19 protein-coding genes are annotated in these 22,714 nt (G+C 60.3%); 11 read left to right on the top strand and 8 right to left on the bottom strand.

Features of this window, described 5'->3' with window-relative positions; genetic code table 11:
* Window positions 1-32 precede the first annotated feature (32 nt).
* The 3 genes from fdhD to J2Y83_RS00650 all read left to right on the top strand — a co-directional run bounded on the left by fdhD (window position 33) and on the right by J2Y83_RS00650 (window position 3,893).
* A complete protein-coding gene (gene fdhD, locus J2Y83_RS00660) occupies window positions 33-872 on the top strand; it encodes a formate dehydrogenase accessory sulfurtransferase FdhD (protein ID WP_253392613.1) in 840 nt (279 codons plus the stop codon).
* Window positions 869-3,217 carry an FdhF/YdeP family oxidoreductase gene (locus J2Y83_RS00655; RefSeq protein ID WP_253392611.1) on the top strand — a complete coding sequence of 783 codons (2,349 nt, stop codon included), beginning with the start codon at window positions 869-871 and terminating at the stop codon, window positions 3,215-3,217. The genes fdhD and J2Y83_RS00655 overlap by 4 nt, the downstream gene beginning before the upstream one ends.
* Window positions 3,218-3,416: 199 nt before the next feature.
* Window positions 3,417-3,893, top strand: coding sequence for a glycine zipper domain-containing protein (locus tag J2Y83_RS00650; RefSeq protein ID WP_253392609.1), 477 nt, complete (start codon window positions 3,417-3,419; stop codon window positions 3,891-3,893).
* Between the two features lie 117 nt (window positions 3,894-4,010).
* On the opposite strand, the gene J2Y83_RS00645 is transcribed toward J2Y83_RS00650, so the two are convergent.
* The 3 genes from J2Y83_RS00645 to J2Y83_RS00635 all read right to left on the bottom strand — a co-directional run bounded on the left by J2Y83_RS00645 (window position 4,011) and on the right by J2Y83_RS00635 (window position 7,865).
* Window positions 4,011-4,442 (bottom strand): acyl-CoA thioesterase, encoded by a 432-nt coding sequence (locus J2Y83_RS00645; protein WP_253392607.1) that lies wholly within the window; start codon window positions 4,440-4,442, stop codon window positions 4,011-4,013.
* A gap of 23 nt (window positions 4,443-4,465) precedes the next feature.
* A complete protein-coding gene (locus J2Y83_RS00640) occupies window positions 4,466-6,403 on the bottom strand; it encodes a RecQ family ATP-dependent DNA helicase (RefSeq protein ID WP_253392605.1) in 1,938 nt (645 codons plus the stop codon).
* 286 nt (window positions 6,404-6,689) lie between these two features.
* Window positions 6,690-7,865: a tetratricopeptide repeat protein gene (locus J2Y83_RS00635; RefSeq protein WP_253392603.1), complete on the bottom strand. Its 1,176-nt coding sequence runs from the start codon at window positions 7,863-7,865 to the stop codon at window positions 6,690-6,692.
* An 862-nt stretch (window positions 7,866-8,727) separates the two neighbouring features.
* On the opposite strand from J2Y83_RS00635, the gene J2Y83_RS00630 reads away from it, so the two are divergent.
* Window positions 8,728-9,084, top strand: a complete 357-nt coding sequence (locus J2Y83_RS00630; protein WP_253392601.1) for a DUF1493 family protein — start codon at window positions 8,728-8,730, stop codon at window positions 9,082-9,084.
* A gap of 86 nt (window positions 9,085-9,170) precedes the next feature.
* Here the strand turns inward: J2Y83_RS00630 and J2Y83_RS00625 are convergent, their stop codons facing one another.
* Together J2Y83_RS00625 and hslO are read right to left on the bottom strand one after the other, a co-directional pair.
* Window positions 9,171-10,712, bottom strand: a complete 1,542-nt coding sequence (locus J2Y83_RS00625; protein WP_253392600.1) for a phosphoenolpyruvate carboxykinase — start codon at window positions 10,710-10,712, stop codon at window positions 9,171-9,173.
* 179 nt (window positions 10,713-10,891) lie between these two features.
* Window positions 10,892-11,794, bottom strand: coding sequence for an Hsp33 family molecular chaperone HslO (hslO, locus tag J2Y83_RS00620; RefSeq protein ID WP_253392598.1), 903 nt, complete (start codon window positions 11,792-11,794; stop codon window positions 10,892-10,894).
* A gap of 126 nt (window positions 11,795-11,920) precedes the next feature.
* Here hslO and J2Y83_RS00615 point away from each other — a divergent pair, with 126 nt between their 5' ends.
* On the top strand, window positions 11,921-12,724 hold the full coding sequence (locus tag J2Y83_RS00615) for a phosphatase PAP2 family protein (protein WP_253392596.1): 804 nt from the start codon (window positions 11,921-11,923) through the stop codon (window positions 12,722-12,724).
* A 76-nt stretch (window positions 12,725-12,800) separates the two neighbouring features.
* On the opposite strand, the gene J2Y83_RS00610 is transcribed toward J2Y83_RS00615, so the two are convergent.
* On the bottom strand, window positions 12,801-13,208 hold the full coding sequence (locus tag J2Y83_RS00610) for an RNA-binding S4 domain-containing protein (protein ID WP_253392594.1): 408 nt from the start codon (window positions 13,206-13,208) through the stop codon (window positions 12,801-12,803).
* 116 nt (window positions 13,209-13,324) lie between these two features.
* On the opposite strand from J2Y83_RS00610, the gene J2Y83_RS00605 reads away from it, so the two are divergent.
* The 3 genes from J2Y83_RS00605 to rimK are packed head-to-tail and all read left to right on the top strand — an operon-like array spanning window position 13,325 to window position 15,502.
* A complete protein-coding gene (locus tag J2Y83_RS00605; protein WP_253392592.1) occupies window positions 13,325-14,104 on the top strand; it encodes an EAL domain-containing protein in 780 nt (259 codons plus the stop codon).
* 31 nt (window positions 14,105-14,135) lie between these two features.
* Window positions 14,136-14,600 (top strand): ATP-dependent zinc protease family protein, encoded by a 465-nt coding sequence (locus J2Y83_RS00600; protein WP_373423811.1) that lies wholly within the window; start codon window positions 14,136-14,138, stop codon window positions 14,598-14,600.
* A complete protein-coding gene (gene rimK / locus J2Y83_RS00595; RefSeq protein WP_049710586.1) occupies window positions 14,597-15,502 on the top strand; it encodes a 30S ribosomal protein S6--L-glutamate ligase in 906 nt (301 codons plus the stop codon). The genes J2Y83_RS00600 and rimK overlap by 4 nt, the downstream gene beginning before the upstream one ends.
* A 75-nt stretch (window positions 15,503-15,577) precedes the next feature.
* Here rimK and J2Y83_RS00590 read toward each other — a convergent pair whose 3' ends face one another.
* Entirely contained in the window at window positions 15,578-16,891 is a 1,314-nt protein-coding gene (locus J2Y83_RS00590; RefSeq protein ID WP_247401471.1) for an ATP-binding protein, read from the bottom strand.
* Between the two features lie 117 nt (window positions 16,892-17,008).
* A complete protein-coding gene (gene ompR / locus J2Y83_RS00585; protein WP_003213175.1) occupies window positions 17,009-17,749 on the bottom strand; it encodes an osmolarity response regulator transcription factor OmpR in 741 nt (246 codons plus the stop codon).
* A 357-nt stretch (window positions 17,750-18,106) separates the two neighbouring features.
* On the opposite strand from ompR, the gene J2Y83_RS00580 reads away from it, so the two are divergent.
* The 3 genes from J2Y83_RS00580 to gshA all read left to right on the top strand — a co-directional run bounded on the left by J2Y83_RS00580 (window position 18,107) and on the right by gshA (window position 22,612).
* A complete protein-coding gene (locus J2Y83_RS00580) occupies window positions 18,107-20,431 on the top strand; it encodes a Tex family protein (protein WP_253392590.1) in 2,325 nt (774 codons plus the stop codon).
* The gene (locus J2Y83_RS00575; protein WP_253392588.1) at window positions 20,431-20,814 is read left to right on the top strand and encodes a PaaI family thioesterase; all 384 of its coding nucleotides are present in this window, start codon (window positions 20,431-20,433) and stop codon (window positions 20,812-20,814) included. The genes J2Y83_RS00580 and J2Y83_RS00575 overlap by 1 nt, the downstream gene beginning before the upstream one ends.
* Window positions 20,815-21,028: 214 nt before the next feature.
* Complete coding sequence (gene gshA, locus J2Y83_RS00570) at window positions 21,029-22,612, top strand: glutamate--cysteine ligase (RefSeq protein WP_253392586.1); 1,584 nt, start codon at window positions 21,029-21,031, stop codon at window positions 22,610-22,612.
* Window positions 22,613-22,714 lie beyond the last annotated feature (102 nt).

The following is a 22,714-nucleotide window of genomic DNA, read 5'->3' as shown; positions in this document are numbered from 1 at the left end:
ACCACTGACCCATCCGCCGTCGGTACTGCCCCATGAACGCCAAGCGCCCAGTCTGCGCGGCGCCCGCTGTTCAAACGCCCGCCCCCGCCGCCAGCCAGAGCTACCAGTTTTGCACGCTCGAACACACTGAAGTCGCCAGCACCGCGCTGGCGGAAGAAGTGGCGTTGGCGATCGCCTATAACGACATCAGCCAGGCCGTGATGCTGGTGACGCCGACGGACCTGGAAGACTTCATTGTAGGTTTCAGCATCGGCAGCGGCATTATCGCCGACGTTAGCGATATTTATGACCTGAAACTCAGCGGCACGGGCTCTGCCCAGTACGCTCAGGTGCAGATTTCCAGCCGCGCGTTCTGGAACCTCAAGCAACAGCGCCGCCAACTAGCCGGTACCAGCGGTTGCGGGTTATGCGGCGTGGAAGCGCTGGAGCAAGCCCTGCCGGACCTTCAAGTACTGCCCGGCGCGCCCCTGCCACCGGCCGAATGGCTCGACGGCCTGCGCCAGCGCATCAGCGCGTTCCAGCCTCTGGGCCAGCACAGCGGCGCGGTGCATGCGGCCGTGTTCATGAACAACCAGGGCGAGTTGTTGCTGGGCCGCGAAGACATCGGCCGACACAACGCCCTCGATAAATTGATCGGCGCGTTGATCCGCCAACGGATTCCCAGCGAAGGCGGCCTGGCCATTGTCACCAGCCGTTGCAGCCTTGAGTTGATCCAGAAAGTCCTGCGCGCGGGCATCCAGACCCTGGTCAGCCTGTCGTCGCCCACCGGCCTGGCCCTGCAATGGGCACGCCGGCACAACCTCAATCTCATCCACCTGCCGCAGAAAAGTGCGCCGCGGGTCTACAGCCCTGCGATGGAGAAACAGCCGTGAGCAATCATCACCAAGCCGACCAAACCCCGACCCCGCGCTACAAGCCTTACAAAGGTGCCGCAGGCGGCTGGGGCGCGCTGATCAGCGTGGCGCAGGCATGGCTGACCAGCGACAACGCGCTGAAAAACCTGCGCATGATGCTCAAGACCAACCAGAACGGCGGCTTCGACTGCCCGGGCTGCGCCTGGGGCGACTCGCCGGAAAGCGGCATGGTCAAGTTCTGCGAAAACGGCGCCAAGGCCGTCAACTGGGAAGCCACCAAACGCCGCGTCGATGCCGCGTTTTTCGCCAAACACAGCGTCACCGCCTTGATCGAGCAGAGCGACTATTGGCTGGAATACCAGGGCCGCCTGACCGAGCCGATGCGCTATGACGCACAGACCGACCGCTATCAGCCCATCAGTTGGGCGGCGGCGTTCGAGCTGATCGGCAAGCACCTCAACGCCCTGCCCAGCCCGGACATGGCCGAGTTCTACACTTCGGGTCGCGCCAGCAACGAAGCGGCGTACCTCTACCAGTTGTTCGTGCGCGCCTACGGCACCAACAACTTCCCGGATTGCTCGAACATGTGCCACGAAGCCAGCGGTGTGGCCCTGGCGCAAAGTGTCGGCGTCGGCAAAGGCACCGTGACCTTTGATGACTTTGAACACGCCGACGCGATTTTCGTCTGGGGCCAGAACCCCGGCACCAATCACCCGCGCATGCTCGAACCGCTGCGCGAAGCAGTGAAACGCGGCGCTCAGGTGGTGTGCATCAACCCGCTCAAAGAGCGCGGCCTGGAACGCTTCCAGCACCCGCAACACCCGCTGGAAATGCTCACCAACGGTGACAAACCGACCAACACCGCGTACTTCCGCCCGGCACTGGGTGGCGACATGGCCATCCTGCGCGGCATGGCCAAGTTCCTGTTGCTGTGGGAACGCCAGGCCCAGGCCGAAGGCAAGGAAGCGGTGTTCGACCACGACTTCCTCAACGAACACACCGTCAACGTGCTCGATTACCTCGGCCAGATCGACGACACCTCCTGGGATGAAATCGTCGCGCAGTCCGGCCTGCCCCTGGTGGAAATCGAGCAAGCGGCGCGCATGTACGCCAAAGGCAAGAACGTGATCATGTGTTGGGCGATGGGCATCACCCAGCATCGTCACTCGGTGCCGACCATCCAGGAAATCGCCAACCTGATGCTGCTGCGCGGCAATATCGGTCGCCCGGGCGCCGGCCTGTGCCCGGTGCGCGGCCACAGTAACGTGCAGGGCGACCGCACCATGGGCATCAACGAACGGCCGCCGGTGGCGTTCCTCGACGCCCTGGAGCGGCGCTTCCAGTTCCAGGTACCGCGCACCAACGGCCACAACGTGGTCGAAGCGATCCACGCCATGTTGGAAGGCCGCGCCAAAGTGTTTATCGGCCTGGGCGGCAACTTCGCCCAAGCGACGCCAGACAGCCCGCGCACCTTCGAAGCCCTGCGCAATTGCGACCTGACCGTGCAGATCAGCACCAAGCTCAACCGCAGCCACCTGATGCACGGCAAAGACGCGCTGATCTTGCCGTGCCTGGGCCGCACCGACATCGACATCCAGGCCGAAGGCCCGCAAGCGGTCACGGTGGAAGACTCGTTCAGCATGGTCCACGGCTCCAACGGCCAGTTGCAACCGCTGTCGACCCTGATGAAATCCGAGCCGGCCATTCTCGCCGGCATCGCCGCCGCGACCCTGGGCAGCAAACCGGTGGACTGGAACTGGCTGGTGGCCGACTACGGGCGTATTCGCGAGCTGATCGCCGACACCCTCCCAGGCTTCAAGGACTTCAACGAGCGCATCAAGAACCCAGGCGGCTTCTACCTCGGCAACTCCGCCGGGGCACGTCGCTGGAGCACGCCTTCGGGCCGCGCCAACTTCCGCCCGAACGTCCTGCCCAAGGACCTGATCCACGAACGCACCCACGCCACCGGGCGCGTGCCGGACCTGATCATGCAGTCGATGCGCTCCCACGATCAGTACAACACCACCATTTATGGCCTGGACGACCGCTATCGCGGGGTGAAAGGCCAGCGTGACGTGTTGTTCGTCAACGAAGCCGACATCATCCGCCTGGGCTTCAAGCCGGGGCAGAAGGCGGACATCGTGTCGCTGTGGGAAGACGGCCGTGAGCGCCGCGTAAAAGGCTTTACCTTACTGGCGTTCGATATTCCGGCGGGGCAGGCAGCGGCTTACTACCCGGAAGTGAACCCACTGGTGCCCTTGGAAAGCACTGGGGACGGCAGCCATACGCCGACGTCGAAGTTTGTGGCGATTCGCCTGGAGGCGGCGAGCGACAATGGCCTGATCACGGCGCGCTCGGCGTAAATTCCGGGCACAAAAAAGGCCGCTTTTGCATAAAAGCGGCCGTTCCGAAGTAACTACAGACCCGCCAAAACCACTTAAGTTCCCTAGTTAAAACAGTAACTTAGAGAATTGTGTACAAGTCGTGTTACTGGTCGGATTTCTATTGTCACAATGTCGACACAGCCTCAGGATCGCGCCGTCATCCTCTTGAGGTCTCTCTATGAAGTTCTCCTCGATTCTCTTGTTGTCCCTTGGCCTGGTCAGTGGCGCAGCCATGGCCGGCGGCACCACCGAAGCCGGTGTGGGCGGCGCATTGGGCGGGGTACTCGGTTCGGTCGTCGGCCAGCAGGTCGGCGGTAACACCGGTTCGGCCATCGGTGCCGCCCTGGGCGGCGCGGGCGGCAGTGCGGTTGGCGCCGACAAACGCAGCCGCGGCGAAGCAGCCATTGGCGGCGCCCTGGGCGCAGCGGGCGGCAACGTGGTAGGCCGCAGCATGGGCGGCACCACCGGCAGCCTGATCGGCGCAGCTGCAGGCGGCGGCGCGGGTGGCGCACTGGGCAACTACATGGGCAACAAGAGCGATGACGACGACCGTGGTTACCGTGGCCGTGACAACCGTCGTTATGACCGGGATGATCACCGTGGCCGTGGGCATGCCTATGGGCATCGCAAGAACAAGCATCACTACCGTGATTGATCAGATCTAGAGAACACTGAAGAAACACTGTGGGAGGGAGCTTGCTCCCGATAGCCGAGTTTCAGTCACCCATGTGCTGGCTGATACACCGCTATCGGAACAAGCCCCCTCCCACAGTCAGGCCACCAACCGCTGCAACGCCTCGCGCAACATCCCCGGGATCGTCACCGGCTGGTTCGTTCCCCGATCCACAAATACATGCACAAAGCGCCCCGCCGCACAGGCGTCCTCCTCGCCAGCCTTGAATACCGCCAACTCATACTGCACCGAGCTGTTGCCCAACTTGCCCACACGCAGGCCAATTTCGATGCGCTCGGGAAAGGCGATGGACGCAAAGTAATCACACGCCGAACTCACCACAAACCCCACCACCTCGCCGTCATGAATATCCAAGCCACCGTGTTCGATCAGGTAGGTATTCACTGCGGTGTCGAAGAAGCTGTAGTAGGTCACGTTGTTCACATGGCCATACACATCATTGTCGTGCCAGCGCGTGATGATCGGCTGGAAGTGGCGGTAATCGGCGCGTTGGGGCATGGAGTCAGGCATGGGCACCTCTCGTCAAAGTGAGTTTACAGATCATTCAAATGGGTTTCGGCCCACTCGCGCACCTCGGCGTAGGGGTAGTCCTCCAGCGCAGCAAAACCAGGAATGCCGCGTGCCTTCAACTTGGTGAACAGCGGCACGCTGATCCCCCCCAGGAACCGCGTCAGCCGTTCGGCGCCGGGCAGTTGGCCGTTGTGCTCATGATGCCTGTGGATAAAATCACCGCACAGCGCCATGAAGTTTTTATCCACAAGCGGCGCCAGGCTCGGCGGCGCGGGCAAATGCGCGACATGGCCGTGACACACAGAACAATGCCCGCAGCGCTGCGGCGCATTTTCATCACCAAAATACCGGGCCAGGCGCTGGCCCAGACAATGTTCGGTGGCGAACAGATCGAGCATCGCGTGAATCCGCGCCACCTCCGTGACCTCGTGTTGCTTGAAGCCTGTGTATAACTCGGCGCTCAACACCTGCGGGTCGAAATCGGTATTCAGCAGGCTGTAGACCTCCGTCATCTGCTTGCTTTCCAGCTCGATCAGGCCCTGTTCCTGGAAGTAATCCAGCGCTTTCACCACGCGATTGCGCTCGGCGTGGTGCTGTTGATAAAGCGCGTCGAAATCCACCGTCGCCCAGGTCTTGGCCCGCTTGCACACCTGGATGATCGCGGCGACAAACGCCTGCCGCTCCCCGGAAAATCGCGCGAGCAAAGCATCGGGCTCGATCAGGTACTTGAACCGGTACTCAGCGTAAAACGCGTAGCGCGGCGCGATCACACCTTTGAGCTCCAACTGCACCAGCAGCGTTTTGAGGGGCAGCTCGCGGATGTTGCTGTGGTCCGACAGCGACCGCAGCAGAAACTCCCACTGCCCATCCCCCCGCGCCGCCTGTAACTCTTCCAGTACACGGCGAATGCCTTCCTGCTCGGGCGTGTCGCCGTACACGAAGTTTTCCAGCACATTGAGGCTGTCGCGGTTGGCGAGCACCAGGCAATCCGAGGGTTGCCCGTCACGCCCGGCACGGCCGATTTCCTGGCTGTAGTTCTCGATGGATTTGGGCAGGTCGAAATGCACCACATTGCGGATATCGCTCTTGTCGATGCCCATGCCAAACGCGATGGTGGCGACGATGCAATTGGAGCGCCCGCCCATGAAGCGCTGCTGGATGCCCTCGCGTTTGTCGTGGGGCAAGCCGGCGTGATACGCCTCGGCCTGGATGCCATTGCGATTCAAGTGCTCGGCGATCTGTTCGGCGGTTTTCTGCAACGTGACGTAGACGATGCTCGGTTGGTTGGGCCGCTCGCTCATCCATTGCACCAGCCGCCGACGCTTGTCCGCGCCGCTCACCGGCTCTACCAACAGGTTGAGGTTCGGCCGGTAGAAGCCCGTGGTGATCACGTCGTCAGGCGCAATGGCGAACTTGGCCTGCATATCGGCAATCACCTTGGGCGTCGCCGTAGCCGTCAGCAGCAGCGCTTGTGGGATATTGAACTGACGCTGGTAGTCCGGCAGCTTCAAATAGTCCGGACGGAAGTTGTGGCCCCATTCGGAAATACAGTGCGCCTCATCCACCACCAGTAACGAAATGGGCACGCTTTGCAGGAAGTTGCGAAAACGCTCGTTCTTCAAGCGCTCCACGGAAATCATCAGGATTTTCAACTCACCCGAACGCGCACGAGCCATCACCTCATTGGCCTCATCGCGGCTTTGCGCCGAATCGATACTGCCGGCCGAGATGCCATGGCGTTGCAGGAAACCCAACTGGTCCTGCATCAGCGCCAGCAACGGCGACACCACCAGCGTCAGGTGCGGTAGCAACACCGCCGACAACTGGTAACACAGGGACTTGCCCGACCCGGTAGGGAAAATTGCCGCCGCCGAACGACCGGCCAGCACAGCGCTGACCGCGGCTTCCTGGCCCAAACGAAACTGTGGATAACCAAAGACCTGCTGGAGGGTGTCGTGCATAAGCTGTCACTCCATTGACCGCTGAAGGTGGCTCAAAAACATAGCCTGGGATGTTCAGCGAATCGAGATAGGTCGCAAGGAAAAAAGAGACAGGATGATACACAGGCTGGGGCAATGGCCTTGGGCCAAATATGACAAGTTCGACTGTGTAAGTAGGAACATCACAAACCAAATGTGGGAAGGGGATTGCTCCCGATGGCAGTGTATCAGTCAGAAATTAATCGACTGAATTACCGCCATCGGGAGCAACCCCCCTCCCACATCTTAGAACTGCCCTACAGCTAAATCAGCGGTTCTGCACGCGCTCGATAGCCGTGTCATACACCGGATTGGCCTTCTGTTCCTTGGCCAACTGGTAGTGACGCAACGCATCCGCGAACTGCCCCGCCGCTTCGTAGATCCGCGCAATGTTGTAGTAGGCGCCGGCACGCACGGTCGCGGCATTGGCGCCGGTAGCGAGGGCGATGGCCTTGCGGTTGGCCCAGATCGACTCGGCGGTGTTGCCGGCCTTCTGATAGGCCAGGCCCAGGTTGCCGTAGGCTTTGCCGAAGCTATTGTCCAGGTCGATGGCCTGACGGAACAGGTCGATGGCTTCATCCAGCTTGCCAGCCTGGTAGGCCGCTTCACCTTGCAGGTTCAGACGCTTCGCATCCGTTTGCGCGGAAGAGCTGACAGCCACGGCCGCGACTGCAACGCTGTCATCCAGCAACGGTTTGACTTCATTAAGCACGTCCTTGGCTTCCACCTTCACACCGCTGAAGGTGTTGATGTCTTGGAAGTCACCGCTACCGGTCATGCGGAACACTGTCCACAGGTTACCGCTGCGGTTTTTCGGCACGTAGTAGGTACGCACAAGGGACTGACCCATGTACACGAACACCTTGGCCTCGCTGTTGGATAGCTGACGCGAACCTGGGTTCTCGATGTTGGTGAAGTCATGCACGGCATACACGTAGCTTTCGCCGAAGTGTTTTTTCTGCAGGGTGATGGTTTCCGGGCCGTAGCTGTCGACGTCGTCCACATCCAGCTCGGCATCGGCACCCTGCTGATTCTCGAAGTAGATGTTGTTGCCGGGGAAAATCATGTGGGAGTCGAGGTCTTCCGGGGTCTTGCCCCAGGTCAGCACCACACGCAGGCCGTCGAGGTTTTCCATCACCGGGCTGATGGCGTAGGTCATGCCGGCGCAGGGGCACTTCACCACCAGGTTGGAATAGCCGGGCTTCTTGATGATCAACAGGTTGCTGGCATCATCGGCCGCTTCGCTGGTGAGAGTCACCTGGCCCTGGGCGTTGGTGCGGCCCACCACGTTCTGTGCGCCGTTACGTTGCAGCAGGACTTCGGCGTCGGCGATTTTCTGGTCCTTGACCACCGCACTGAGCACCTCGATCGGCAACTGCTCGGCCTGGATCGAAAAAGCCACTGCACACAATGACATCGCCGAAGCAACACGAAGCAAACCCATGCTTAACTCCCTTTAAGTAGTGGACGGAATCGTCCTACAAGATTTTGCGGTGAAACATACGCTGAATTTAGAGCGCTGGCAGAATTTTTCTACAGATTGTGATGTGGTTTTATCGAGCACTTGGTACTACGCCAAGATCAGCTTTTGCCTTGGAGGACGGGCAAACGCAGCGCCCACAATTGATTGGTTTTACCCGGCAAGTCGCTAGCGAAATAAAAAATGCCGGAAGCACCTGTAAGAAACCGTCAAATACAGCGTAATCCTCTTCCTAAATCGCTTCAAACACCCGCTTGGCCCTCTATAGAAGTGACCTGCGGCTGACTGAAAATAGCGTCCTCTCAACTATTTCGGCAAAAGCCCGTGAATTTAGAAAGGACTCAATACATCGGTCATTACGGCGTCACGCTCTCCGTGATTCGCTTCACCGTAAAGCCTAACGGCAAGCAAGCGCTCAGCGATTTGATATCTCGCAAACCCCGCAACTTGCATAGCGCAGACATCGTCATCGGCCTCGATGCCCAGGCGAGCGGTGGCATAGACCCTCAGCGCTCAAGCATCTCAATGCACGTGTATTCAAATGAACCATAATCAATGGCTTTACCTACAGACGGCGCTATTTCTTGCCTTCTATTTATTGCTTTACTACAAAATCACCGACTGCACGCTAAGAAGGCGTTTCGCCGTTACCTTCGTCGTCACTGGGTTAGTCCTTTTGTTCTGGCTACCCTACGTCGCCATCATCCTTAGCATTCAACTCCTTCCTCTAGCCCTGTTCTTGATAGGCTTGGCACTCTTCATCACCCGAAACAAATTTCGCCTCAAACGCAACCATCCCCCTCACCCTCTCCTGCGTGCTCCCACCATGAACCTGGCTCCCAACTTCCCCGAAGACCCCGTCATGCAGCAGCTCCTGCAACTGCTGCACGAAGAAATCGGCCTGCCGAAACACAAGACCATTCGCCTCGAAACCTCACTCAACTTCGACCTCGGCTGCGACGGCAGCGAGGCCAAGCAACTCATGGAAGCACTGGAGCAGGAATTCGCCCTCGATCTGGGCGACTACGACACTTATCGTTACTTCAACCCACCGGTGTTTGATGTGTTCCTCAAGCGTCGAGCCAAGGGGCGTGGCGAAAAGGTGCCGCTGACCATCGGCATGCTTTATCTGGCGATCAAAACCCACAGCTGGGACACGCAGACGCTGGAAAACCTGAGCTAACCGGCAAAACAGCCGCAGGCGCCAACTGACCGTTCGCGCACAAAAAAGCCGCCCACAAGGGGCGGCCTTTTCACAACGACCGAATCTTACAACTTCGGACCCGCTGCCTTGATCGCATCGCTCACGTCAAACTTCTTGAAGTTCTCAATGAACAGACCCGCCAGCGCCTTCGCCGCTTCGTCGTAGGCAGCCTTGTCAGCCCAGGTGTTACGTGGGTTCAACAGGCCGGTCTCAACGCCCGGCACAGCCAATGGCACGTCCAGGTTGATGGTGTTGAGGTGCTCGGTTTCAACGCCGATCAACGCGCCGCTCTGGATCGCTGCGATCACGCCACGGGTGGTCGGGATGTTGAAGCGTTGGCCAACGCCGTAGCCGCCGCCGGTCCAGCCGGTGTTGACCAGGTAGACCTTGGAGCCGAAACCGCGGATGCGCTTGATCAGCAGCTCGGCGTATTCGCCGGCCGGGCGTGGGAAGAACGGCGCGCCGAAGCAAGTCGAGAAGGTCGACTTGATGCCGCCGCCCGAACCCATTTCGGTCGAGCCCACCAGTGCGGTGTAGCCGGACAGGAAGTGGTAGGCCGCTTGTTCTTCGCTGAGGATCGACACTGGCGGCAGTACGCCGGTCAGGTCGCAGGTCAGGAAGATCACAGCGTTTGGCTCGCCGCCGAGGTTCTTCTCGGAACGCTTGGCTACGTGCTCAAGCGGGTAGGCGGCGCGGCTGTTCTGGGTCAGGCTGACATCGCTGTAGTCGGCGTGCCCGGCCTCGTCGATAACGACGTTTTCCAGTACGGCACCGTGCTTGATGGCTTTCCAGATAACCGGCTCGTTCTTCTCGGACAGGTCGATGCACTTGGCATAGCAACCGCCTTCGATGTTGAACACCACGCCCTCGCCCCAACCGTGTTCGTCGTCACCGATCAGGTAACGGCTTTCGTCGGCGGACAGAGTGGTCTTGCCAGTGCCGGACAGACCGAAGAACAGGGTCACGTCGCCGGCTTCGCCGATGTTGGCGGCGCAGTGCATCGGCAGTACGTCGGCGGCCGGCAGCAGGAAGTTCTGCACCGAGAACATGGCTTTCTTCATTTCACCGGCGTAAAGCATGCCGGCGATCAGCACTTTTTTCTGGGCGAAGTTGAGGATCACGCAACCGTCGGAGTTGGTGCCGTCACGCTCAGGCACGCACTCGAAGTTGGCCACGTTGAGCACTTGCCACTCGTCACGGCCGGCCGGGTTGTACTGGGCCGGGTTGATGAACAGGCAAAGCCCGAACAGGTTATGCCAGGCAGTCTGGGTGGTCATCTTCACGGCCAGGTAGTGGTCTTCGGAAGCCCCTACATGGACGTGGGAAACAAAATGCTCTTGCGCGTTGTTGAATGCCTCGACGCGAGCCCACAGGGCATCGAACTTGTCGGCCGGGAACTTGCGGTTGATCGGGCCCCAGGCAATGGCGTCCTGGGTCGAAGGCTCTTCAACGATGAAACGGTCGACTGGCGAACGGCCGGTACGGTGACCGGTTTCTACGACCAGCGCGCCAGTATCGGCAAGCACGCCTTCACCGCGCTGCAGGGCTTCTTTGACCAGATCGTCAACACTCAGATCGGTGTATACGGCGTTATTGGCTTGCGTCATGAGGTTCCCCGTCGGCCTATGGCCGAGTGCTCCAAACGTTTTGTAGTAGAAAGTTGCGCACTACTACCGCGAAAAAAGTGGGCCGGATTATGCCAGAAAAGCCCGAAAAAAGTAGGGTCCTCCCGTCAGAACAGCGCTAATCCGGCGTTTGTCAGGTGATTTACCTGTGCTTAAACGTTTTAGTGGCGGGTATCAGAGGGAGTGTCGATACCTGCGCCGGCGAACAATTGGGCGATATCAGCGGCATCGAACAGGTACCGCTGGTTGCAAAACTGGCAGTCGATCTCGATATGACCACCGTGCTCTACCACCAGGTTTTGCGCATCCTCCAGGCCGAGGCTGACCAGCGCATTCGCCGAACGCTCGCGGGAGCAACTGCAATGGAAGCGCAGGCCCTGCGCATCGAACAGGCGCACAGCTTCTTCGTGGTACAGGCGGTGCAGGATGGTTTCGTTGTCCAGGGCCAACAATTCTTCAGCGGTCAGGGTGCCGGCCAGGGCGGTGAGGTTGCGCCAGCTTTCAGTGCGGTCGTCGTCATCCTTGATGCGGTCGGCGGGCAACTGTTGCAGCAACAGGCCACGGGCGCGCTTGCCGTCGGCGTTGAGCCAGAAACGCGTGCCAATCTGCTGGGACATGACGAAATAGTTGGTGAAGCAGTCCGACAGGTTTTCGCCGTCGAGGTCGACGATGCCCTGGTAACGCTGGCCTTCGGTCGGGTCGACGGTGAGCGCCAGCACGCCGTTGGGCATCAGGTCGGCCAGGGTGGCGTCAGGGGCGATCAGCTCAGCGTCATACCGGGCCAGACCACGGATCTCACGCTCGCTGGAGCACTCGATCATCAGCAACGGGACCGGACCTTCGGAGCGGGCTTGCAGGATCAGCAAGCCGTCGAATTTCATGCTGCCTACCAGCAGCGCCGCAGCGGCCATCAACTCACCGAGCAGTTGCGCGACCGGCTCCGGATAGGGGTGCTTGGCGAGGACTTCGGCATAGCTGCGCTCCAGCGAGACCAGTTCGCCACGGGCGTCGTTCTCGTCAAAGATGAAGCGTTGGGTAAAGTCAGTGTCCGGTAAATCAGTCATAGGTCTAGGTATCTGAATTGATGACAAAATTATTACAAGCTTTATAAAATTGAACGCTTTAGCACCCTCTGGGTGCGGCTTTCTCCTGGAAACGGAGAGCTTATATAGAGCGAAGAGGGACAGTTTATGAACAATCCGGGTTTGTTCCAAGCCAAGTGGAACCTCCGGCGATGGGCTCTTTGCAATTTACTCGCAATCGGGCTGCTGTGTTTTTGGCTATGGCCCGCGGGCCAGATGCTGTGCGTGTTTTTCGACGAGTGGCTGTTTCATCTGCTCAATGCCCCGCTGGCAAACAATTCAACCTGGCTGCATATCTGGGCTGTGGCCAGCCTTAGGCCGTTTGATGCAGTGGTCGGCGTGATTCTGCTGACGCTGTTGATTCGCGGCGATTGGGTGTTCAAGGCGGTGCAGGTGCGCCAGGCGCTCTTGGGTTTTTTTGGGATTTTGCTGTTGTTGCTGTTTATCCGCATGCTGTTTTCCAAACTCGCGGTGCCGATGGGCTGGCAACACAGTAGCCCTTCGATGGTGCTCAGCGGCGCGATTCAGATGAGCGACTATTTCCCTGGGCTGGAGAAAATCTGGGAGTTGAAAGACCGTTCGAGCCAGAGTTTCCCGGGGGATCATGCTTCGGTGTTGCTGATCTGGGGGATGTTCATGACGGCATTCGCCCAGCGCCTGGGCCAGGTGCTGGTGATCTGGGGGCTGGCGCTGTTGTTCATGACGCCGCGGCTGGTGGCGGGGGCGCATTGGGGGCAGGACGATTATATCGGCGGGGTGCTGCTGGCACTGCTGGCACTGGGGTGGGGGTATTACACGCCGTTTGCCGCCAAGGTGTCGGGGGTGTTGCTACGGCTGACCGCGCCGGTGTTCGGGTTACTCGGCAAGCTACCGGTGATTGGCCGATTGAGCGTCATGCGCACCCCCTCCTGACGCTAAGAACTCATGTGGAAGCGGGCTTGCCCGCTCCCGCATGGGTAGATCTGTTTTGTGCTGAAGATTTGCGCGGTCAATCGTCATTACCACTGCCGCGAAACTTGAACAGGTCACGCCGCTGCTTCTTGCTCGGCTTGCCATCGGTGGTCATGCCCGTGGCACCGGCCTTGCGCATGGCCGCTGCGTTTTCGCGCTTGGCCATGCTGGCTTCGGTCTCGGCGTACAGCGCCTGCGCTTCGGGCGCGCCACGGCGCACGGCGGAAAGCGCCTGGACCACGACAGTTTTTTCGTCAAACCCTATACGAATCTGCAACTCATCGCCAACGCGCGGCTCTTTGCCCGGCTTGCAGCGCTCGCCGCGATGATGCACCTTGCCACTCTCGATAGCGGCCTTGGCCAAGGCACGGGTTTTATAGAAACGCGCCGCCCATAGCCACTTGTCCAGACGGATTTTGTCTTCCTCTGCCTGCTTCTGAGCCACTTGAATTCCTCGTTCTGAAAAATGCCGCAACTTTACTGTTGAAACGCTTCGACGCATAAACCCCAAGGCTCACCTAAGATACGCCAGGTAGCCGTCTGTTTTCGCGAGGATACGCTGTGACCGACTTCCCGACTTCACTTACCTCGCCCGACCAGCGTTGCCTGGGCTGCCAGCAAAGCGAGCCCTTGGGGTTTGATTTTGCATTCGCCTACCAACCGATCGTAGACCTTCGCGACCATTCGGTTTTTGCCCACGAAGCCTTGGTGCGAGGCACGCAGGGCGAGGGCGCGTTGTCGGTGCTAAACCAGGTCAGCGATAGCAACCGCTACCGTTTCGACCAGCGCTGCCGCACCAAAGCGATTGCTGGCGCCGCCGCCCTGGGGATGCAAACCTATCTTTCCATCAATTTCATGCCCAACGCGGTGTATCGACCCGAGCTGTGCATTCGCAGCACCCTGGAGGCCGCCCGCACGCACAATTTTCCGCTGAACCAGCTGATTTTCGAGACACTGGAAAGCGAGCACATAGATAACCATCGCCATTTGACGAATATTCTGCGTGAATACCGCGAATTCGGCTTCAAAACTGCCATCGACGATTTCGGCGCGGGCTATTCGGGGCTGAACCTGCTGGCCGATTTCCAACCTGACTTGATCAAACTCGACATGGCGCTGATCCGCAATGTCGACCAGGATCGTGTCCGCCAGGTCATCGTCCAGGGGATTGTCACAATCTGTGAGCAGTTGGGCGTTACTGTCATCGCTGAAGGCATTGAAAGTGCCGGTGAGCGTGACTTCCTGTCCGACTGTGGAATATTTCTGATGCAGGGCTACTGGTTCGCCAAACCCGCATTCAACGCGCTGGCCGAGGTTTCCCCTCACGCCTGGGCGAATTGACCGGTTACCCATATTGAAGACATTTGACCATTTGACCGTTGTCGGTCTGCGTGAGTGGGTGGCACTTCCCGACTTGGGAGTGGCAGGCCTGCGCGCAAAGATCGACACCGGAGCCAGTACCTCAAGCCTGCACGCCACCGATATCGAGCCCTTCGAGCGAAACGGTGAAAAATGGGTGCGTTTTACCGCACACCTGGGCAGCGTCGTGCAGTTGCGGCACCGCCGCTGCGAAGCGCCGCTGATGGCGATGAAAACCATCAAGAGCTCCAATGGTCATGCGCAGGTGCGCTATGTGATCAGCACCACCCTGGCATTGGGCGACCGGGTCTGGCGGGTCGAATTCACCCTCGCCTGCCGCAAGGCCATGCGCTACCGCCTGCTCCTCGGTTCCAAAGCGCTGATTGACGGCCAGTTGGTGGTCAATCCCGGCGTCAAGTACGTTCAAGACAAGCCGGTGTTCCCGGTCTCTACTATTTCTGCCCCAGGTGCTGCATGAAGATTGCTGTGCTGTCGCGAAACCCGCGCCTATATTCCACCCGCCGCCTGGTCGAGGCCGGCACCGAACGCGGCCATGAAATGGTGGTGATCGACACGTTGCGTGCGTATATGAATATTGCCAGCCATAAGCCGCAGATCCATTACCGCGGCAAACCACTGGAAGGCTTTGACGCGGTAATCCCGCGTATCGGCGCCTCGGTGACCTTTTATGGCTGCGCGGTGCTGCGCCAGTTTGAAATGATGGGCGTCTCCCCGCTGAATGAATCCGTCGCGATTGCGCGCTCACGGGACAAGCTGCGCTCGCTGCAATTGCTCTCGCGCCGGGGTATCGGCCTGCCGGTTACCGGTTTTGCCCACTCCCCCGACGACATTCCCGACCTGATCGAAATGGTCAACGGCGCGCCGCTGGTGATCAAGGTGCTGGAAGGCACCCAGGGCATCGGCGTGGTGCTGTGCGAAACCGCCACGGCGGCGGAGTCGGTGATCGAGGCGTTCATGGGCCTCAAGCAGAACATCATGGTGCAGGAATACATCAAGGAAGCCGGCGGTGCGGATATCCGCTGCTTCGTGGTCGGCGACAAGGTGATTGCCGCGATGAAGCGCCAGGCCAAGCCAGGAGAGTTCCGCTCCAACCTGCACCGTGGCGGCAGCGCCAGCCTGATCAAGATCACCCCCGAAGAACGCATGACCGCGCTACGGGCGGCCAAGGTCATGGGGTTGAGCGTGGCGGGTGTGGATATCCTGCGCTCCAACCATGGCCCACTGGTGATGGAAGTCAATTCATCACCCGGGCTGGAAGGCATCGAGACCACCACCGGCAAGGATGTGGCGGGGATCATCATTCAGCATCTGGAGAAGAGTGGTGGGGCGAATATGACCAGGACCAAAGGCAAGGGCTAATCGCGTAACACCTTAAACACGCTGAAAACCCATGAGGGAGCGGGCTTGCCCGCGCCCTCATTTGATCTTGGTTGTTTAAACCGCATCTCTGGGCAACATCAACCCCAACGGCAAGCGCACCCGTGCTTCAAGCCCGCCGTTCTCGCGATTGCGCAACTCAACATTGCCGCCATGCATCGAGGCAATCCGCCGCACAATCGCCAGCCCCAAACCGGTGCCCTTGCCACCCCGAGCGCGGTCGCCACGGGTGAAGGGGTTGAAAATGCCTTCCAGCTCGGCCGGGTCGATACCAGCCCCCCGATCCATCACGCTCAGTACCACATAGGGCGCAGCACTGTCACCGGAGACATACGCCGCCACTTCCACATCCGAGCCGGCGTGGTGCAAGGCGTTGCCGATCAGGTTGTTCAGCAGGCGCTTCATCGAGACCCGACGCAACGCAAACGGCTGGATCGGCTCCAGGCGCATGCGCACCTGCTCGCCATTCTGGTTGTAAGGCGCCACCACCTCGCGCACCAGGTCCGTCAGGTCGACGACTTCCACCACCTCGTCACGACCATCACGGATAAATGCCAGGAACTGGTCGAGAATCGCATCCATGTCCTCGATATCACGCACCATGTCATCCGTGAGATCGGTATGGTCGCCCATCAACTCCAGGGACAGCCGCAAACGCGTCAATGGCGTGCGCAAGTCATGGGACACGCCCGCGAGCATCAACTCGCGCTCGCGCCCGGCCTGTTCGACATCCTCGGCCATCTGGTTGAACGCACTGTATACCTCGGTCATTTCACTGGGCGTGTCGCTGACCGGCAGGCGCACACTGCGCCCCTGTCCCAGTTGGCGGGCGGCAAACACCAGGCGTTTAAGCGGTTGATTGAGCTGGCGCACGAAAATCCACGCCGATGCCGTTGAAAGCAAGCCGATAGCCAGGAACCAGCCCAGCACGTTCCAGATCTTCTGCCCTCGCAAAGGATGCGGATACAGCGGCACCTTCAGCCAATCTTCCCCCAGGCTCGGCGCGCGCACCCACAGTGCGGGTGACACATGCATACGCAGCCGCACTTCGGTGTCGTCGCCCAGTTCCGCCTGCATCTGGCGCTGGTAAATCTCACTGTAGGGCCAATGTTGCTCGCCTTCCGGCACACCCGCGCCCGCCACGCGCACCAGCGTGGCCGCCTTGGCGATTTTCTCGCGGTTCTCGGGGTCGGCCGCCCAATAGGCGCGCAGGGTCAGGGCGACACCGTGGCTGTACTGTCGATCCACCAGCACGTCTTCGTTCATCAGCAGATAAACCAGCGTGAGTGCCTTGGAAAACAGAACGACGATAAGCACCAGCCAAAGGGTGCGGGAGAAGAAACTTTGCGGGAACCACAGCGGGGTTTTCATAGGAAACAGCTAGACACCTTGCAGGAACGAGCAGCGCTCGCAGAATTGCAGACGCCGGACATCCCGTCGACCCTCATGGAGCCAGCCGCCAGGATGCCCGCCCCTGCAAATCATCGGTCACTTGGTTGCAGTGCCATCCGGCACAAACACATACCCCACGCCCCACACCGTCTGGATATAACGCGGCTTGGACGGGTCCGGCTCGATCATTCGACGCAGACGAGAGATCTGCACGTCGATGGAGCGCTCCAAAGCATCCCATTCCCGACCACGGGCCAGGTTCATCAGTTTGTCGCGGGTCAGCGGCTGGCGTGCGTTCATCACCAGCGCCTTGAGCACGGCGAACTCGCCGGTGGTCAGCATGTGTACTTCATCGCCACGCTTGAGCTCACGGGTGGCCAGCGACAGCTCGTAATCGCCGAAGGTGACGCTTTCGTCCTCGCTGCCCGGTGCGCCCGGCACCGGCGCTGCCTGGCGACGCAATACGGCCTTGACCCGCGCCATCAGCTCGTCCGGGTTGAACGGCTTGGCCAGGTAGTCATCAGCGCCCAGTTCGAGTCCCTTGATGCGGCTCAGCTCATCGCCCTTGGCGGTGAGCATGATGATCGGAATCTGGTTGTTCGCGCCGCGCAGGCGTTTGCAGGCGGTGAGCCCGTCTTCACCGGGCAACATCAGGTCGAGCACGACCAGGTTGAACACCTCACGCCCCAACAGGCGGTCCATCTGCTCGGTGTTCGGCACCGCGCGGGCACGGTAGCCCTTGGAGTTGAAAAAACGCTCCAGCAGGCTGCTCAGCCCCGGATCGTCATCAACGATGAGAATTTTTTCGCCTTCAGCAGTTTGTGCAGTGCTGCTCATTGGATGCTCCTCTTATCTCGGCGCGCATTATGGCCTAGCTGCCGTTATACGCACCGAGTGCATTGTTAGCAGATTTTTCCTCTACTGCCAGCGAACCCGCGCCCTACAACCTGTGGCGCAGTACCCCCCAAGGACAGAACGCTGGTTATAATGCGACGCCCTCGTGCAGGGCAACGTCAGATCGTTACCGTTTACTGCCGGGCTTTTTTTACCCGCTTGTCGTGATTTTTTCGATTTCGAGGGTCAATAGGCAGCCTCTTGACCCAGGCAGCGGCGCCAGTCGGGCCGCTCAACCAGCCTCGCCGGGCCTTGTTTTTCCGGGCCTGCGAACTGCTTTTAAGAATTTCAGGTGGTTTTATGGACAGCATCAACAGCCGCATCGCCGAGGAACTCGGTGTACGCCCCCAACAGGTCGAAGCGGCCGTCGCTCTACTGGATGAGGGCTCCACGGTGCCCTTCATCGCCCGTTACCGAAAAGAAGTGACCGGCAGCCTCGACGACATTCAACTGCGGCACCTGGAAGAGCGCCTGCGCTACCTGCGAGAACTCGACGAACGGCGCATCAGCATCCTCGCCAGCATCACGGAACAGGGCAAGCTGACCCCGCAATTGGAACGCGACATCAAACTCGCCGATACCAAGACCCGCCTCGAAGACCTCTACCTGCCGTACAAACAGAAGCGCCGCACCAAGGGCCAGATCGCCCTGGAAGCCGGCCTCGGCGACCTGGCCGACGGCCTGTTCAACGACCCCTCGCTGACCCCGGACACCGAAGCCGCGCGCTTCATCGACGCCGAAAAAGGTGTCGCCGACGTCAAGGCCGCCCTCGAAGGCGCCAAGTACATCCTGATGGAGCGCTTCGCCGAAGACGCCAGCCTGCTGGAAAAGCTGCGCACCTACCTGAAGCAGGAAGCCATCCTCAGCGCCCGCGTGATCGCCGGCAAAGAGGAAGAAGGCGCCAAGTTCCGCGACTACTTCGAACACGACGAACCGCTCAAGAGCATGCCGTCCCACCGCGCCCTGGCGATTTTCCGCGGCCGCAACGAAGGCATTCTCAGCTCCGCGCTGAAAGTCGGCGACGAACTGCCGGGCACCATGCACCCGTGCGAAGGCATGATCGGTCAACAATTCGGCATCCAGAATCAGAACCGTCCTGCGGACAAGTGGCTCGGTGAAGTCGTGCGCTGGACCTGGAAGGTCAAGCTCTACACCCACCTGGAAACCGACCTGCTCGGCGAGTTGCGTGACGGCGCCGAAACCGAAGCGATCAACGTATTCGCCCACAACCTGCACGACCTGCTGCTGGCCGCACCGGCCGGCCCGCGTGCCACCCTGGGCCTCGACCCGGGCCTGCGCACCGGCTGCAAGGTCGCCGTGGTCGATTCGACCGGCAAGCTGCTCGACCACGCCACCGTGTATCCGCACGTGCCACACAACAAGTGGGACCAGACGCTCGCGATCCTGGCGGCCCTGTGCGCCAAGCACGCGGTAGACCTGATCGCCATCGGCAACGGCACCGCCAGCCGTGAAACCGACAAATTGGCCGCCGAACTGATCAAAAAATACCCCGCCATGAAGATGACCAAGGTCATGGTTTCCGAGGCCGGCGCTTCGGTGTACTCGGCATCGGAACTGGCTTCCAAGGAATTCCCGGACCTCGACGTGTCGATCCGTGGCGCAGTGTCCATCGCCCGTCGCCTGCAAGACCCGCTGGCCGAACTGGTGAAAATCGATCCGAAATCCATCGGCGTCGGCCAATACCAGCACGACGTGTCGCAGTTGAAACTGGCGCGCGGTCTGGATGCGGTGGTGGAAGACTGCGTAAACGCCGTGGGTGTGGACGTGAACACCGCCTCCGTCGCACTGCTGGCGCGGATCTCCGGCCTCAACGCGACCCTGGCGCAGAACATCGTGACCCACCGCGACGAAAACGGTGCGTTCAAGACCCGCGCCGCGCTGAAAAAAGTCGCACGCCTGGGTGAAAAAACCTTCGAACAGGCTGCCGGCTTCCTGCGCGTCATGAACGGCGACAATCCGCTGGACGCCTCGGCAGTTCACCCGGAAGCCTACCCGCTGGTGCAACGCATCGCCGCCGAGACCGACCGCGACATCCGCTCGCTGATCGGCGACGCCGCGTTCCTCAAGCGCCTGGACCCGAAGCAGTACACCGATGAAACCTTCGGTGTGCCGACCATCACCGACATCCTGCAAGAGCTGGAAAAACCTGGCCGCGACCCACGCCCAGGGTTCAAGACCGCCGAGTTCCAGGACGGCGTCGAAGACCTCAAGGACCTGCAACTGGGCATGATCCTCGAAGGCGTGGTGACCAACGTGACCAACTTCGGTGCCTTTGTGGACATCGGCGTGCATCAGGACGGTTTGGTGCATATCTCCGCGCTTTCGGAGAAGTTCATCAAAGACCCACGCGAAGCGGTGAAGGCCGGTGACGTGGTCAAGGTCAAGGTCATGGAAGTCGACATCCCGCGCAAACGCGTCGGCCTGTCGATGCGCATGAGCGACACCCCCGGCGAGAAAATCGACGGTGCCCGTGGCGCCCGCCCGGGCTCGGCGCCACGCCCGTCGCAAAACAACGCGCCACGCAAGGAAACCGCGACCGCAGCGCCGAGCAACAACGCCATGGCCTCGCTGTTCGCCAACGCCAAACAGTTGAAGAAGCGCTGATGGAGATTCCGGCCGGTTTGACCCAGAGCGCGTTCAGCGAACTGATCGGCTGCCGCCTGCAACGCCTGGAGCAGGGCGTTGCCGAGGTGGCCCTGAGCCTGGAGCCGCAACTGCGCAATCGCGCAGGCAAGCTCCATGGCGGGGTGATTTTCAGCCTGGTCGACATCACCATGGGGCTGGCCTGTTCCAGCGCCCACGGGTTCGACCAGCAGAGCGCGACCATTGAATGCAAAATCAACTACATCCGCGCGGTGGAAAACGGCGAAGTGCTGTGTACCGCACGGGTGATTCACCCCGGTCGGCGCACGTTGGTGGTCGAGGCCGACGTGTACCAAGGTGAACGACTTGTCGCAAAAGCGCAGGGCACCTTCGCTGTCCTATAGCTCCCCACCCTCGATTTGAGTTAATTTCGGCGCTGCGATAACGGCGTCGGAATTTTCTTGCTGCGCTATAGCCCAATTCATGGAGTGAAGTAGGCTTTTTCAAAACGGGTCAAATCGACTCAAAACCAGGCGATCACGCCAGTTTTAACTTCACCCTTGTAGACCGTCCTGCCCACCCCCATATTGGGGCGACTGACGCGTGAAGGAATCCAACTTGAGCGAACTTCTCAACCGCCGCCTGGCCCTGCTCGGCAAGCGCGAACACCTCTCCCTGCTGGAGCATTGCTTGCACGGCATCGAGCGCGAATGCCTGCGTGTCACCCATGAAGGTCGCCTGGCGCAGACGCCGCACCCCGAAGCCCTGGGCGCCGCACTGACCCACGAACAGATCACCACCGACTACTCGGAATCGTTGCTGGAGTTCATCACCCCAGCCCTGCCCAACCCGGCCGATACCCTGAGCAATCTGGACAAGATCCATCGTTTTGCCTACAGCAAGCTCGGCAGCGAATACCTGTGGAGCCCCTCGATGCCGTGCCCGTTGCCGGCCGAGGAAGACATTCCGATTGCCTACTACGGCACCTCCAATATCGGACAGCTCAAGTACGTGTATCGCAAGGGCCTGGCCCTGCGTTACGGCAAGACCATGCAGTGCATTGCCGGTATCCACTACAACTTTTCCCTGCCGGAACAACTGTGGCCGCGGCTCAAAGAAGCGGAAGGGTTTGTCGGCACCGATCGCGACTATCAGTCCAACGCCTATATCGCCCTGATCCGTAACTTCCGCCGCAACAGCTGGCTGCTGATGTACCTGTTCGGTGCCTCGCCGGCCCTGGACGCGGGCTTCCTGCGCGGCCGTTCGCACCAGTTGGACGTGCTGGATGCCGACACCTTGTACCTGCCGTATGCCACCAGCCTGCGCATGAGCGACCTGGGTTACCAGAGCAACGCCCAGGCCGGCCTGACGCCGTGCTACAACGATTTGGCCAGCTACACCGACAGCCTGCGCGAAGCAGTGGCAACGCCCTACGCGCCTTACGTCGAAGTCGGCACCCACAAGGACGGGGAGTGGGTGCAACTCAACACCAACATCCTGCAGATCGAAAACGAGTACTACTCCAACATCCGTCCCAAGCGTGTGACTTACACCGGCGAACGGCCGATCCAGGCGCTGATGGCCCGTGGCATCCAGTACATCGAAGTGCGCTGCCTGGACATCAACCCGTTCCTGCCGATGGGTATCGACCTGCAGGAGTCGCGTTTCCTCGATGCGTTCCTGCTGTATTGCGCGCTGAACGAGAGCCCGCTGTTCGCCGACAACGAGTGCGGCAACGCCACGTCGAACTTCCTCAGCGTGGTCAAGGAAGGCCGGCGTCCGGGCCTGCAACTGCAGCGCAAGGGCCAGGCGGTGGACATGAAGGAATGGGCCACCGAGTTGCTGGAGAAGATCGCACCGCTGGCCGCCCTGCTCGATCAGAGCCACGGTATCCAGGAACACAGCCAGGCACTGGACGCCCAGTTGGCCAAGGTCAACGACCCGTCCCTGACGCCGTCGGCCCAGGTGTTGGCCGCGATGGCCGAGCGCAAGGAAAGTTTTGCGCAGTTCTCCCTGCACCAGAGCGAGGTGCACGCCGAATATTTCCGCAGCAAACCGTTGCCCGCTGAAGAGCAGGCGCACTTTGAAGAACTGGCGCGCACCTCGCTGGCGCAACAGGCGGAACTGGAGCAGAACGAAGTAGGCGATTTCGATGTGTTTGTCGGCTCGTACCAGGCCAGCATCCTCGCCATCAGCAACTAAAAGCCGAACTCACTCCCCCAGGGAAATGAGCTTCATGTGGAAGGGGGCTTGCCCCCGATAGCAGTCCTCAGTTAACTGATCAGTGACTGACCCACCGCTATC

This window comes from Pseudomonas marginalis, assembly GCF_024169655.1.
GTDB classification, from domain to species: domain Bacteria; phylum Pseudomonadota; class Gammaproteobacteria; order Pseudomonadales; family Pseudomonadaceae; genus Aquipseudomonas; species Aquipseudomonas paraveronii.
Note: the sequence above shows the minus strand (reverse complement) of the source record. Positions and strands in the feature narration are given on the sequence as shown.